The organism is Edwardsiella ictaluri ATCC 33202 (assembly GCF_000264785.1).
In the GTDB taxonomy this organism is placed as follows: Bacteria; Pseudomonadota; Gammaproteobacteria; order Enterobacterales; family Enterobacteriaceae; genus Edwardsiella; species Edwardsiella ictaluri.
The window spans coordinates 15,977-30,369 of the sequence record NZ_AFJI01000075.1; the positions used below are offsets into that span (position 1 = coordinate 15,977).

The following is a 14,393-nucleotide window of genomic DNA, read 5'->3' on the forward strand; positions in this document are numbered from 1 at the left end:
ATAAATGAATAGACTTGTGACAAATAGATATTTTTTATTCTCTCTGGGCGCTGCTACATAGAGGGTAATGCTGATTTTTCCGGAGCCTTTTACCATGCCCTATCCCCTGAATCAGGCCGGTTATGCCCTGAATGACACGCTGCTTTCCGCTCTGCCGGGCCGCTTTGGTACACCGCTGTGGGTTTATGACGCAGCGTTGATCGAACGCCAGATAGCCTCTCTACGCACCTTCGACACCATTCGCTTCGCTCAGAAAGCCTGCTCCAACCTGCATATTCTGCGACTGATGCGTCAGGCCGGTGTGAAGGTGGATGCGGTATCGCTGGGGGAGATTGAGCGGGCGCTGATGGCGGGGTTCCGTCCGGACGCTGACGATGAGGAGATCGTCTTTACCGCCGACGTGATCGATGAGGCGACGCTGGATCGGATCTGTGCATTGGGGATCACGGTTAACGCCGGATCCTGTGACATGCTGCGTCAGCTGGGCTGCAGGGCATCCGGCCATCCGGTCTGGCTGCGTATCAACCCGGGTTTTGGCCACGGCCACAGCCAGAAGACCAATACCGGCGGAGAAAACAGCAAGCACGGTATCTGGTATCAGGATTTGGCACAGGCGTTGGCCCTGATCGATACTTACGGCCTGCGTCTGGTCGGCCTGCATATGCACATTGGCTCCGGCGTGGATTATGACCACCTGGCCCGGGTCTGCGATACGCTGGCCAACCAGGCGATCGCGCTGGGGCGCGACATTCAGGCGATTTCAGCCGGTGGGGGACTCAGCATCCCCTACCGCGACGGCGACGCGTCGGTGGACGTCAGGCACTACTACGGGCTGTGGGATGCCGCGCGGCGGCGTATCGCTGAACATCTGGGGCATCCGGTGCGTCTGGAGATCGAGCCGGGACGCTATCTGGTGGCGCAGTCCGGTGTACTGCTGGCGCAGGTGCGGGCAGTGAAGTCGATGGGAGCGCGCCATTTTGTTCTGGCGGACGCCGGGTTTAACGATCTGATGCGCCCGGCAATGTACGGCAGCCATCACCATATTTCACTGCTGCCTCAGGATGGTCGCGACGTCACGACGCCGTGTATCGAAACGGTGGTGGGGGGACCGCTGTGTGAGTCGGGTGATGTGTTTACCCAGCGTGAAGGGGGGAGGGTAACCTCGTGTGCGCTGCCGGCGGTGCAGGTGGGAGACTGGCTGGTGTTTCACGATACCGGCGCCTACGGCGCATCGATGTCCTCCAACTATAACAGTCGTCCGCTGCTGCCGGAGGTGCTGGTGGAGGGGGACTCGGTTCGGCTGATCCGTCGGCGCCAGCGAATGGATGAGCTATTGGCGCTGGAGCAAATATAATAACTCCAGGTATTGTTCCGTGGCATAGCTCTCAAATTAAACGTATTAAATTGTTGCCTTATGTTTCACAGACCAACAATAACGTTATTTAACTAATGAGATCATATTTCCCCCAGAGCGGATCGCCTACACTCGGTGGCCTGATTTCTTACTGTGTGCTTGGGTTGGTCCGTATCCCGTAGCGGGACGGTAGCGGCGATCATGGTGTCCCAGAGTAAAGCCAAATGGCAAGATGCCCCCCAGTACGCCGTGAGTCACGCAGCGGTGGGCCTTTGGCTCCGCTGCGTAGCGCGTGCCAGAAATGGGTACTCTGCACCAGTTGGACCGGAGCCATAGGCTGCCGCCCGCCTCTTGCCTCCCATTTTTGGCTCAGCGCCGACGCCACGCACCGTTACAGCAATGGGATACAGTCGAGTATGAATAGCACGAAAACCTGTTCGTTATCGCGCCTGGAGCCGATCTGGCAGGATTTGTTGCATCAGGCGACGCAGAGTCTGCTGGCTCAGCGTTCGCTTCCCGAGCTGATGCGCGCGCTGCATCAGCTCTCCTTCTCCGCGATCCGTTTCGATCGCGTCAATATTCTGCGCTTGGATCCGCTGCATAACCGCATCACTCTGTATCGCTACGATCCACAGCAAGATCGGGTGATCCAGGACGGCGATGTCCTGCTGGCCGATGGCCCCGGTGGGCGGGTCTGGACCGAACAGCGCCCGGTCTGCTGCTCGGGCGCTGATTTCTGCCTTGACTTCGCCGCCGTCGCCGCGCTGCCGCACTATGCCGGGATTACGGCCTATTGCCAGCTGCCGCTGACCACGGATCGGCAGCGTCTGGGGGGTATCGAATTCATTAAGTATCGGGCCGATGCCTTCAGCGAGGGGGAGCTGGCGCTGGCGGCACCGCTGGCTGAGATTGTGGCGCAGATCTTCGAGCGTCTGCTGGAGCGGGAGCAGTTCCAGCAACAGGAGGAGCTGCTGCGTCGCGAGCGCGACCACTTTCGTATTTTGGTGGACGTGACCAATGCGGTGACCTCCAAGCTGGAGATGGATGCGCTGGCGGGCGAGGTCTCCAAAGAGATCCACCGCTTCTTCGGCATCGACTACATCGGACTGTCGCTGATTGAGCAGGGCGACGAGCGGCTTAAGTCCTATATTACCGGCTATCAGAGCGGTAAGGCGGTGCTGCGCGAGCAAAAGCTGCTGCCGCTGGCTGGCTCACTGGCTCAGCGGGTGATCCGGGATAAGACCCTGCTGCTGATGGATCTCTCCGATTCTGCCCGCCTGGCACCGCAGGATCGTCAACTGGCTCAGATGCTGAGTTTTGGCAACCGTACCGTCTGTCAGTTGCCGCTGATCTTTGGCAATAAGGTGCTGGGCGTGCTGAAGCTGGCCCAATGCCAGGCGGGAGTATTTAATCCGCGTAACCTGAAACTGTTGCGCCAGATCGCCGCCCGCATCGCCATTGCCGTCGATAATGCGCTGGCCTACGGCGAGATTTCGCGTCTGAAGGACAGCCTGGTACATGAGAATCGCTATCTGACGGAGTGCATCCGCCAAGAGGGTGACTTTGGTGAGATTGTCGGTCAGAGCGAGGCGATGCGCAGCGTGTTGGAGCAGGTGGAGATGGTGGCCGCCAGCGACTGCAGCGTGCTGATCCTGGGGGAGACCGGTACCGGTAAGGAGTTGATCGCACAGGCGATCCATAATCTCAGCCTGCGTAATCAGAAGCGGATGGTCAAGATGAACTGCGCCGCTATTCCCAGCGGCCTGCTGGAGAGCGATCTGTTCGGTCACGAGAAGGGGGCTTTTACCGGCGCCAGCGCCCTGCGCATGGGGCGCTTTGAGCTGGCCAACCACGGTACACTGTTTCTGGACGAGGTCGGGGATATCCCGCTGGAGCTGCAGCCCAAGCTGTTGCGGGTGCTGCAGGAGCGCGAGATCGAGCGTCTTGGCGGCAGTCGGGTGATCCCGGTGGATGTGCGGCTGATCGCCGCCACTAACCGCGATCTGAAGCAGATGGTGCAGGATCGCCAGTATCGCAGCGATCTCTACTACCGGCTCAACGTTTTCCCTATCGTTATTCCGCCACTGCGGGAGCGTCCCGGGGATATCCCGCTGCTGGTTAAGTTCTTCACGCGTAAGATAGCCAAGCGGATGAACCGCACTATCGACAGCATTCCAACGGAGACCATTCGTATGCTGAGCCAGCTGCCCTGGCCGGGCAACGTGCGTGAGCTGGAGAATATTATCGAGCGGGCGGTGATCCTGAGCCGTGGTCCGGTGCTGAATCTGCCGCTGGATGAGCTGCAGTATCACCTTTCTCCGCCGCTGGCCAGCCGCAGTATGCCGATGCGGGAGCCGATGGTGCCCGCATCGGCAGCGTCGGAGGAGAGAGCGCAGAGCGAGCGGGATCGTATCCTGCAAGTGCTGCGCGAATGCAACGGCATCGTCGCCGGGCCGCGCGGCGCGGCGGTTCGTCTGGGGCTGAAGCGTACGACGCTGATTTCGCGCATGCAGCGTCTGGGGATCTCGGCCCACGACGCCACCCAGTAGCTTCAGGTTTCGCCAGCGGTGTCATGGCGGCATCGGCACGAGTGTCGGTGCCGCCGTCTTTTTGGGACGTACAGCGTGCCATGCGGCATCTTCTCTGGCGATAAACGCATCATCTGCGCTGAAATACATTATTTAAGTTACTAATTTCCTGTAAAACATCATACAAATAATTAATAATTAAAACTGGCACGTATCCTGCTTATTTTGGTGACCGACGGGCGGTGATATCGACCGCGCGGCGGCCGCACGGCGCATCACATCGCGATGCGCGCAATCTCTGGAGTATGGTGGAGTAATTACTATGAAGGTCAGCGAACTAACCGAGAAGTCGCTATTTATCCATAATAAGAATGAGAAGCTGATGGCGCAGTGGGCGACCTATAAAAGCAGCCTGATCAAGGCGACCACCTCTTCCCGGCTTAAGATTTTTCATGAGTTCAGCTGCGGTGACGGCGACAGCGTCAACTTTACCGTGTTTGACCATTTTATGGTGGAGATCCGTCTGGCCGGGGAGTTTTACAGCAAGACCATTCAGTACGGCTTGCGGCTGAGCGGCGGCGATGAGGATCGCTTTGTCGAGCTGGGACGGGCGACCTTTGACGATGAGGGGATCCTGGATGGCCGGGTGAGCAACCGCGACCGCGACGGCGTGCTGGAGCACTACCTGGAAAAAATTCAGTCGCTGTATGACACTCTGTACCATGCCATGCAGGACAGCCGTCCGCTGCATGAGGTGCTGTTTGCCCGCTGGGGCGGTAACCTTCCCGCCTGATACCCGGGGGAAAACACCGGGCGGAGATGCCCGGTGTCGATCCGCTATCAGCAGATGCGCGGCAGCGGTTCACTGTGTGGCAGGTCGAGCAGACGCGCCGCACCGAACAGGCCGACCAGACGCACCTGACGCCGATCGGTGGCGACGCCGATGGTGGCGGCATCCATCCCCAGCGGGTGGGCATGCAGGCAATCCAGCACCGCCTGCTCTGCCTCGGGCGCGACGGCCAGCACCAGCTTGCCCTCGTTGGCGAAGTTGAGCGGCTCCAGCCCCAGCAGCTCGCAGATCCCGCGCACCGCGTCTTTCACCGGCAGCGACCTCTCGTCGACATCCATGCCGCAGCCGCTGGCCTGGGCAAACTCATGCAGAATAGCGGTAACGCCGCCACGGGTGGCATCGCGCAGGGCGCGTACGCCCGGGATGTTGCGCAGCGGTGCTATCAGCGGCGCCAGCACGGCGCAGTCGCTGCTCAGCTCGGCCTCCAGCCCCAGCTTTTCCCGCAGATTGAGGATGGTGGCGCCGTGATCGCCCAGGGTGCCACTGACGATCAGACGATCGCCCGGCTGGATCTCGGCGGCCGCCCAGCGGATATCTGCCGGAATGGCGCCGATGCCGGCGGTATTGATAAAGATCTTATCCGCCGCGCCGCGTTGCACCACCTTGGTATCGCCGGTGACGATCTGGATCCCGGCGTCGTGTGCCGTCTGGGCCATGCTCTGTACCACCTGCTCCAGATCGCGCAGCGGCAGCCCCTCTTCCAGGATGAAGCCGCAGGAGAGAAACCTGGGATAGGCGCCGCTGACCGCCAGATCGTTGGCCGTGCCGCAGACCGCCAGCTTACCGATGTTACCGCCGGGGAAGAAGATAGGATCGATCACGTAGCTGTCGGTAGTGAAGGCCAGCCGATCGCCCAGCTGGTTAAAGCCGCACAGCGGCAGGCGTGCCTGATCTTCACGGGCGTTGAGCGCCGGATTGTCAAACAGCGGTAAAAACAGGGTATCAAGCAGCTGTTGCATCGCCAGGCCGCCGCTACCGTGCGCCATGGTAATCACATCGTCTTCAGACCATTTGCTCATGCTTATTGCTCCATTCCTCGACGATATTGGTAGAACGCCGCGCAGGCTCCTTCTGAAGAGACCATCAGCGCGCCAAAGGCATTCTGGGGATTACAGCGGGTGCCGAACAGCGGGCACTCCGCCGGTTTGCAGCGTCCGGTCAGTACATCGCCGCAGCGGGCGAGCGGATCGTCAGCCACGCGCTGACGGCGGGGGTGAAAACGCCGCTCGGCGTCAAACTCGGCGTAGGCCGGGCTCAGGGCCACCCCGGAGTGTGCGATTTCGCCGAGACCGCGCCATTCGCTGCTGTCACGGGTGACAAACACCTCATCCAGCGCCCGCTGCGCCAGGGCGTTACCGCTGTCCGGGACGATGCGGCGGTACTGGTTTTCCACCTCGCAGCACCCTTCGCACACCTGAGCCAGCAGCATATCCAGAGACTGCAGGATATCCAGCGGCTCAAAGCCGGTGATCACCAGCGGCTTGTGAAACTCATCGCAGATAAAGGCGTAGGGATCGGCGCCGATCACCATGCTGACGTGTCCCGGCGCAATGAAGCCATCGATGCGCACGTCGGGCTGCAGCAGCAGGCTGCGCAGCGTCGGGGTAATGGTGATGTGCTGGCAGAAGACGCTGAAGTTTTTCACGTTCTGGGCACGTGCCTGCTGCAGGGTGACGGCAGTGCTGGGCATGGTGGTCTCAAAGCCAAGGCCGAAGAAGACCACCTCGCGATCCGGCATCTGCTGCGCCAGATTCAGCGCATCGAGGGGAGAGTAAACGATGCGTACGTCCGCCCCCTGACGCTTGGCGTCGAGCAGGGAGCCGCTGCGGCCCGGTACACGCATGGCATCGCCAAAGGTGCAGAATACCACACCGGGGCGGCGGGCGATCTCCACGCACTGGTCGATACGTCCCATCGGCAGTACGCAGACCGGACAGCCCGGGCCGTGTACGAACTCGATCTCTTTGGGCAGCAGCTGATCGAGGCCAAACTTGAAGATGGCGTGGGTATGTCCACCGCACACCTCCATGATCTGCAGCGGCAGACGGCAGGAGGCCGGCAGCTGGCTGACGCGCTGGCGGATCTTCGTCAGCAGCGCCTCCGCCAGCCGGGGATCGCGGAATTCATCAACAAACTGCATTTATCACTCTCCGCTGCGCGCCGCGCCGGCACCGACGCGCATAAAGTGCGCCACGTCGGCCTCTACCGCTTCCATGGACTTCAGCGCTTCCAGCGTATCCTGCGCCTCCTGCTCGTCCAGTACGCTCATGGCGAAGCCGACGTGCACCAGCACCCACTGACCCAGCAGATCGCGGGTGTCGCCTTCGCACACCAGCGCGATGTTGACGTCACGCTTCACGCCGCAGACGTCGACCTGCGCCAGCTGGTGGATATCGTCGCCGACGGCGACCACTTTTCCCGGAATTCCCAGACACATTATTGATTTTCTCCCAGCGTGGTTTCCAGCCAGGCCAGCCAGGCGTCCATTCCCTCTCCGCTGGTGGCGGACAGCTGGATCACCTGGATCTGCGGGTTGATGCGTCGCGCGTTGGCAATGCAGGCGTCGACGTCGAACTGCAGGTAGGGTAGCAGATCGATCTTATTGATGATCATCAGGCTGGAGGCTGCAAACATATGTGGATATTTCAGCGGCTTGTCTTCACCTTCGGTGACAGACAGCACCGCGACTTTATGGCGTTCGCCCAGATCGAAGCTGGCCGGGCAGACCAGATTGCCGACGTTTTCAATGAACAGCAGGCTGTGGTCCGGCAGCGCCAGGCGGTGCATGGCGTCATGTACCATCTGAGCATCCAGGTGGCAGCCTTTGCCGGTGTTGACCTGAATCGCGCTGACGCCGGTGGCGCGAATGCGTTCGGCGTCGTTGGTGGTCTGCTGATCGCCTTCGATCACCGCGCACGGGAAGCGGCTGGCGATGCGCTTCAGGGTTTCGGTCAGCAGGGTGGTTTTACCGGAGCCGGGGCTGGAGACCAGATTCAGCGCAGCAATATGCTGGCGGGTGAAGTGTTCGCGGTTATGCTCGGCCAGCGCGTTGTTTTTGCTCAGTACGTCCTGCTCGATCTGCACCATGCGGCGCTGGCTGATGCCCGGCGCGTGGGCGCCCGCCTCACCGTGGCCATAGTCCAGATCGTCGTGATGCTGATGGGGCGCGAACGCCGTCTCTTCGGCATGGCTATGCCCGTGCTCGTGCGCATGGTCATGATGGTGGCCATGGTTATGCTCATGACTGTGGGCATGCTGCTGTGCCTGTTCAGGCGTCGCGAAGACATAGTGATAGTGGTGGTGCACATCGCCATTATGGTGGTAGTGATGATGTACATTCACGACGCGCGCGGCGTCCTGGCTCTCATGGCGATGGCCATGATGGTGGTGACCGTGGTGATGCGCATGACCGTCGCTGTCGTGACGGTGGGCGTGATGGTGTTCGTCGCCTTCAATATGCAGTTCGCCGGCTGCACAGCCGCAGGTGGTACACATATAGGGGATCTCCTGAGCGTTAGGGTTACTCAATCTCAATCTGTTTGATTTGCATGCTGTCACCGCCATCGACGCGCAGATTGTGGCTCTGGCAGTGCGGGCAGCCGGCATCGTGGCTGGTTACCGTGATCGGGCGGCTGCAGTTCCAGCACCATGCCTGGGCTGGAACGGTGTTGATCCGCAGCGCGCAGCCTTCGGCCAGGGTGCCGCGACAGACGATCTCAAAACAGAAGGTTAATGCGCTCTCTTCAATGCAGGAGAGGGCGCCAATGTCCAGCCAGACCGACGTGACGCGCTTGGCGCCGCTGTCGCGCGCCTGGCGCTCAATGATGTCAAGTGCGCTTTGGCAAAGGGATAATTCATGCATGGTGATTCTTCTTTCGTTGTACCGGGCTTATCCTCGGGGAAAGCGGAGGGCTGAACCTTGATTACCGTCATCAGTTCACCGATTCCTCGGCGCTGCATGACGCCTGCGCGGGATCTATCGCATCTTTTAGGCAGTGAGCGGCGATGATGGCCTGCCCGAGCGCCAGCGCGCCGTCTCCGGCGGGCAGGCGCTCGGGCAGCAGCAGACGGTAGTCCGCCAGCCGTGCCAGCAACAGCTGACGCAGCAGTCGATTGTGCAGTACCCCCCCGGACAATACCAGCGTTTGGCACCCTTCGCGCTCGGCGTGGTAGCGCAGCAGCGCCGCCAGTCCGTCAGCGATAGCCCGGTGAAAGGCCAGTGCGCGCAGGGGCACCGACGTCTGCCAGCTTAGCCAGTCGCGCCAGAAATCGCCCATTGCCAGCTCGCCCTGTTCGTCGATCTTCAGGGTGACCGGCGTCTCTTGGGGCCAGGCCTGCCAGGCCTGCGCCTCCAGGCGGCAGGCCGCCTCGCCCTCAAAGCTTATCTGCTCGTGACAGATATCCAGCGCCGCCGCTGCCGCGTCAAACAGGCGGCCGCAGGAGGAGGCGCGCGGGCAGTTCAGCTCGCGATCGATGGCCCGGGCCAGCAGCGGCCAGTTTTTTGCCTGTATCCGCTGGGTTTCCGGGTAACGCGGCCAGTCGGGGACAAAGCACAGCAGCTGGGCCAGCAGGTTACGCCAGGGCTGGCGGGCGGCCAGATCGCCGCCGGGCAGCGCCACCGCAGGCAGCCCGCCCAGGCGGGTATACCCCCGGTAATCAACCCGCAGGCACTCGCCGCCCCAGAGTTCACCCGACTCACCGTAGCCGATGCCGTCCAGCGCCAGGCCGATCAGTGGGGTATCCTGCGGCGCAATCCCGTGCTCGGCCATGCAGGCCGCCAGGTGCGCATGGTGATGCTGCACCGCGATCAGCGGCAGCCCGCGCACGTCGGCCTGCTGTTGCGCCAGCCTGTGGCTGTGGTAGCCGGGGTGGCGATCGCAGGCGATGGCGCGCGGGCTGAACTGGTACGTTTGCAGCAGTAGCTGCCAGGTCTGCAGGAACTGCTGCTGAATGCGCGCCTCGCCCAGATCGCCCAGATGCTGGCTGAGCAGGGCGCGTCCGCGCTGCAGCAGGCAGAAGGTGTTTTTCAGATCGCCGCCGACGGCGGCGACGTCCGGGAGCATGCTAAAGGACGCGGGCAGCGCGATGGTGTCCGGCACATAGCCGCGCGCCCGGCGCAGCATCTCGCTCCCCTCCGGCGCGTAGCGCACCAGCGAGTCGTCGGCGCGCTGGACGATATCGCGGTTGTGCAGCAACCACAGATCGGCGATCCCCGCCAGATCCGCCAGCGCCTGGGCATTATCCAGCGCCGGCGGCTGGCCGCTGGCGTTACCGGAGGTCATCACCAGCGGCCGTCCGATATGCGCCATCAGCAGGTGGTGCAGCGGCGTGCCCGGCAGCATCACGCCGACCTCATCCAGGCCGGGTGCCACCTGCGCCGGTACCGCGTCGGAGGCGGGGACCAGGACGATGGGTGCCGCCGGGCTGCTCAGCAGGGCCTGCAGCCCGGCGTCCGGCGCGGCGCGGCAGTAGCGCGCCAGCCAGCTTAGGTCGGGCAGCATCAGCGCCAGCGGTTTTCCCGGGCGCCGCTTGCGTTCGCGCAGGCGGGCGATGGCGGCGTCATTTTCGGCGTCACAGGCCAGATGAAATCCCCCCAGCCCTTTGACGGCGACAATATGTCCGGCATCCAGCGACCGGGTGACAGCCTGCCAGGCCGCCTCGCCTTCGCGCCGGTCGGCGCCGTCGGCGCCGCAGCTCCACATCGTCGGGCCGCAGAGGGCGCAGGCGGTCGGCTGGGCATGAAAGCGTCGGTCGGCGGGATCGTGGTACTCGCGGGCGCAGGCTGGACACAGCGGAAAGTCGGCCATGGCAGTAAAGGGGCGATCGTAGGGCATACGGCGGATGATGGTAAAACGCGGACCGCAGTGGGTACAGTTGATAAACGGGTAGCCGTAGCGGCGGTTGGCCGGGTCGCGCATCTCGGCCAGGCAGCGTGGGCAGGTGGCAGCGTCGGGCACGATCTGGGTATCCATGGCGCCCTGGCGGCTGTCGACGATCCGGAAGCCGTCCGCGGGCGTCTCTGCCCAGGGGTGCCGTTCGATGGTATCGATATGCGCCAGCGGCGGACAGTCTGCGTACAGTCGCTGGATCAGCGTGTCCAGATCCGCCGGTAGACGAACCACCAGCCAGACGCCGCCAGCATCGTTGCTGACTTCGCCATGTAGCCCCAGCGTCTGGGCTATCTGCCAGACATAGGGGCGAAAGCCGACGCCCTGAACCTTTCCTTTTATCCGTAATGCGATGGCGTTGTGTTCCAAAAAATAACTCCGTGCCAGCGCGTTGCGGGGCTGGCTTTGATATCTGGGTTGTCCGGGGATAGCAGCGCTGCGCTGGTTGATCGGGGATAAGCCTAGCGGCAGCGGCGCCAGGCCGCTTTGATATCAGGCAGCCTACACGCAAATCGCAGCGCGTTAAATAAAGCGAACAGTGAATAAATTGTCGCAAATGGGTCGGTGAGCGTGCAACGCGGCATGTCATATCTGAGCGTTGGCTCTCGCTTTGCCGCGGTGCGCCGGTGGCGGGGGAGACCCCCGCGGGAACGCTGGAGAGGGGCATACGCCCGTTTACAGCAGATCGCCCAGGTTATCGAAAGCGGCGCGCTGGCGTCGCTCCTGGATCAGCGCCTGCATGGCGTTGCGATCGATAAGCTTCAGGGCCTTGGTCGGGCAGGCCTCCACGCAGGCCGGGCCGTTGGCGCGGTGATTGCACAGATCGCACTTGTTGGCCTCAGCCTTGCTGCTGCTGATGCAGCCGCTGCTGCCGTAACGCTGCGTCACCGTGGTGGTGACGACCTCCATGGTGCCGTAAGGACAGGCGACCACGCAGGTTTTGCAGCCGATGCATTTTTCCTGGTCAACGCAGATGAAGTCCTGCTGGCGGCTGATGGCACCGTTGGGGCAGACATTGGCACAGGGGGCGTCTTCACACTGGCGGCACAGGATCGCCGTGCTGATGTTGTCTCCCTTAATGACATGAATGCGCGGAGTGAAGTTATCGCGGCTGAGGTTATGCAGCTCGCTCTCCTCCCGGTGGGCCATGACGCAGGCGATTTCGCAGGTACGGCAGCCGATGCATGTTTTGGGATCCGCAATGACAAACCGATTCATTCAATTACTCCCGATATCGTTATAGTGTCGCGCCGTTGAACCCCGCTGGAGCCGCTGTTGCTGCCCCGCCGGAGGGTTATCAAAAGTGATACGCGGCATGTTAGTTTGATAATCCGCCGCGTACTCCGTTGATAAGGCGTTTAAAGGCGCGTTATTGTTTTGAGAGCCGCAGCCCGTCAACCCTCTGCGCTTTCGCGCAGATGCCGCTTGATACTGTCATACTCGCGCTCCACGTAGGCTTCCGCCGCCGGCTGATCGGCGATGGCCTCCAGGGTGACGGCGCAGTATTTGTATTCCGGCGTCTTGGTTATGGGACTCAGGTTCTCCGCGACCAGCTCGTTACAGGCGCCGATCCACCACTGGTAGGTCATGTAGACTGCCCCGCGGTTGGCGCGCTCGCTGACGGCCGCCCGGCTGATGACCTTGCCCTGGCGGGAGCGGATCCACACCAGATCCTGATCGCGGATGCCAAAGTTTTTGGCGTCCTCGGTATTGATCTGGACATAGCCAGGCTCGTCGGCCAGTGCGGCCAGCGCTTTGCAGTTACCGGTCATGGAGCGACAGGAGTAATGACCCACTTCGCGTACCGTCGCCAGCACCAGCGGATAGTCGTCGCTGACGCGATCGATCGGTGGGTGCCATTCGCAGGTAAAGAACTGGCCTTTGCCATTGGGGGTGTCGAACTTACCGCCCTGGTACAGGTACTGGGTGCCGGGGCTTTCCAGCGTCGGGCACGGCCACTGGATATAGGCCAGATCCGCCATCTTCTCGTAGGTGGCGCCGTAGTAGATTGGGCACAGCTCGCGCAGCTCGTCCCAAATCTCCTGGGTATCGCTGTAGCGCATCGGGTAGCCCATCGCCGTTGACATCAGGCCGATGATCTCCCAGTCGCGCTTCACGTCACCCACCGGTTCCACCGCTTTATAGAAGCGCTGGAAACCGCGATCCGCGGAGGTATATACCCCTTCGTGTTCACCCCAGCTGGAGGCCGGGAAGATCACGTCGGCGATGGCCGCGGTCTTGGTCATGAAGATGTCCTGTACGATCAGCAGATCGAGCTGCTCGAAGGTGCGGCGAATGGTGGCCAGATCCGGTTCGGTCTGCAGCGGATCTTCGCCCATCACGTAGTGCGCCTTGATCAGGCCATGATCGATATTGTGCGGCACCTCGCTCAGGGCGTAGCCAATCTTGTCGTTCAGCTTTTCAACGCCCCAGGCCTTGGCAAACTTCTCCAGTACGCCCGGCTGATCCACATACTGATAGCCAGGGAAAGTATTGGGCAGTGCGCCCATATCGCAGGCGCCCTGTACGTTGTTCTGCCCGCGCACCGGGCCGACGCCGACGTGGGGCTTGCCCAGGTTGCCGGTCAACAGCGCGATGCTGGTCAGGGTTCGTACGGTCTCCACCCCCTGATAGAACTGGGTAACCCCCATGCCCCACAGAATGGTGGCGCTGGGCGCCCTGGCATACATCCGCGCCGTCTCGCGGATCATCTGCGCGCTGATGCCGGTGGTCTCTTCAACCGATTCCGGGGTGTAGGCGGCGACCAGCTCGCGGAAGGTGTCAAACTCTTCAGTATGCCGTTCGATAAATGCGCGATCGTGCAGGTTTTCAGCGATGATCACCTGCGCCATCGCGTTGAGGAACGCAATGTTAGAGCCGTTTTTCAATGGAACGTGGATGTCGGCAATGCGCGCGGTTTCAATGCGCCGCGGATCGCAGACAATGATTTTTGCCCCTTTCGCCTTCGCATGGAGGATGCGGCGGGCGACGATGGGGTGAGAGTCCGCGGCGTTGTAGCCGAAGACAAAAATGCAGTCAGTATCTTCAAGTTCGACGATGGAGTTGCTCATGGCGCCGTTACCGACCGATCGCTGCAGACCTGCAACCGAAGGGCCGTGTCAGACGCGTGCGCAGCAGTCGATATTGTTAGTACCGATAGCCGCACGGGCGAACTTTTGCATCACGTAGTTGGTTTCGTTGCCGGGACCGCGTGATGAGCCGGTGGTCATAATGGCATCCGGGCCGTACTTCTCTTTGACCGCCAGCAGCCGGGAGCTGGCGAAGGCGATCGCCTCGTCCCAGGAAACCGCTTCCAGTTTACCGCCGCGTTCGCGGCGGATCATCGGTGACTTCAGGCGTGGGGTCAGGATTTTGGTATCGTGGATAAAATCCCAGCCATAGTACCCTTTCAGGCACAGCTCGCCCTGGTTCGTCACGCCATTCGCCCCTTCGGCACGAATGATTCTGCCGTTATCCACCACCAGGTTGATTTTGCAACCTGAGGCGCAATAAGGGCAGACCGTGATGACTTTCTTCATCAACATTGCTCCTATTTTTATGACCACCGGACGTCGCGTGCCCGTCCGGCGTAACTATCTACAGAGAGCCTTGGCGCATCGGTGTGCGTCCCGCCTGTCATGTACGGGCGGCGGCACAGAGGCCGTTCGCCGTGCTCTCCCAATATATATGCATGATACGTGCCAAGTTTCCCCATCAAGCCAGATGGCCTAATTAGCTGAACTATAAAGGCTGGCGTGGGAATCCCATGATGA

The 14,393-nt window shown here is 61.6% G+C and carries 11 protein-coding genes; 3 read left to right on the forward strand and 8 right to left on the reverse strand.

Features of this window, described 5'->3' with window-relative positions; all coding sequences use genetic code 11:
* Window positions 1-94: 94 nt before the first annotated feature.
* The 3 genes from lysA (at window position 95) to hycA (ending at window position 4,675) form a co-directional block, all read left to right on the forward strand.
* Complete coding sequence (gene lysA, locus EIEH_RS10820) at window positions 95-1,354, forward strand: diaminopimelate decarboxylase (protein ID WP_015872507.1); 1,260 nt, start codon at window positions 95-97, stop codon at window positions 1,352-1,354.
* Window positions 1,355-1,770: 416 nt separating this feature from the next.
* Window positions 1,771-3,903, forward strand: a complete 2,133-nt coding sequence (flhA, locus tag EIEH_RS10825; RefSeq protein ID WP_015872506.1) for a formate hydrogenlyase transcriptional activator FlhA — start codon at window positions 1,771-1,773, stop codon at window positions 3,901-3,903.
* Window positions 3,904-4,204: 301 nt separating this feature from the next.
* Entirely contained in the window at window positions 4,205-4,675 is a 471-nt protein-coding gene (hycA, locus tag EIEH_RS10830; protein WP_015872505.1) for a formate hydrogenlyase regulator HycA, read from the forward strand.
* Window positions 4,676-4,722: 47 nt separating this feature from the next.
* Here hycA and hypE read toward each other — a convergent pair whose 3' ends face one another.
* From hypE to EIEH_RS10870, 8 genes are all read right to left on the reverse strand, one after another.
* Window positions 4,723-5,751 carry a hydrogenase expression/formation protein HypE gene (gene hypE, locus EIEH_RS10835; protein WP_015872504.1) on the reverse strand — a complete coding sequence of 343 codons (1,029 nt, stop codon included), beginning with the start codon at window positions 5,749-5,751 and terminating at the stop codon, window positions 4,723-4,725.
* Window positions 5,752-5,753: 2 nt separating this feature from the next.
* Window positions 5,754-6,872, reverse strand: coding sequence for a hydrogenase formation protein HypD (hypD, locus tag EIEH_RS10840; RefSeq protein WP_015872503.1), 1,119 nt, complete (start codon window positions 6,870-6,872; stop codon window positions 5,754-5,756).
* A gap of 3 nt (window positions 6,873-6,875) precedes the next feature.
* Complete coding sequence (gene hybG / locus EIEH_RS10845) at window positions 6,876-7,169, reverse strand: hydrogenase maturation factor HybG (RefSeq protein WP_012849729.1); 294 nt, start codon at window positions 7,167-7,169, stop codon at window positions 6,876-6,878.
* Window positions 7,169-8,227, reverse strand: a complete 1,059-nt coding sequence (gene hypB, locus EIEH_RS10850) for a hydrogenase nickel incorporation protein HypB (RefSeq protein WP_015872502.1) — start codon at window positions 8,225-8,227, stop codon at window positions 7,169-7,171. Before hypB ends, hybG begins: the two co-directional genes overlap by 1 nt.
* A 25-nt stretch (window positions 8,228-8,252) precedes the next feature.
* Window positions 8,253-8,594 carry a hydrogenase maturation nickel metallochaperone HypA gene (hypA, locus tag EIEH_RS10855; protein WP_015872501.1) on the reverse strand — a complete coding sequence of 114 codons (342 nt, stop codon included), beginning with the start codon at window positions 8,592-8,594 and terminating at the stop codon, window positions 8,253-8,255.
* 70 nt (window positions 8,595-8,664) lie between these two features.
* Complete coding sequence (gene hypF, locus EIEH_RS10860; protein WP_015872500.1) at window positions 8,665-10,989, reverse strand: carbamoyltransferase HypF; 2,325 nt, start codon at window positions 10,987-10,989, stop codon at window positions 8,665-8,667.
* 306 nt (window positions 10,990-11,295) lie between these two features.
* On the reverse strand, window positions 11,296-11,838 hold the full coding sequence (hydN, locus tag EIEH_RS10865) for an electron transport protein HydN (protein ID WP_015462257.1): 543 nt from the start codon (window positions 11,836-11,838) through the stop codon (window positions 11,296-11,298).
* Between the two features lie 176 nt (window positions 11,839-12,014).
* Window positions 12,015-14,159, reverse strand: a complete 2,145-nt coding sequence (locus EIEH_RS10870; RefSeq protein ID WP_015872499.1) for a formate dehydrogenase H subunit alpha, selenocysteine-containing — start codon at window positions 14,157-14,159, stop codon at window positions 12,015-12,017.
* Window positions 14,160-14,393: the final 234 nt, after the last annotated feature.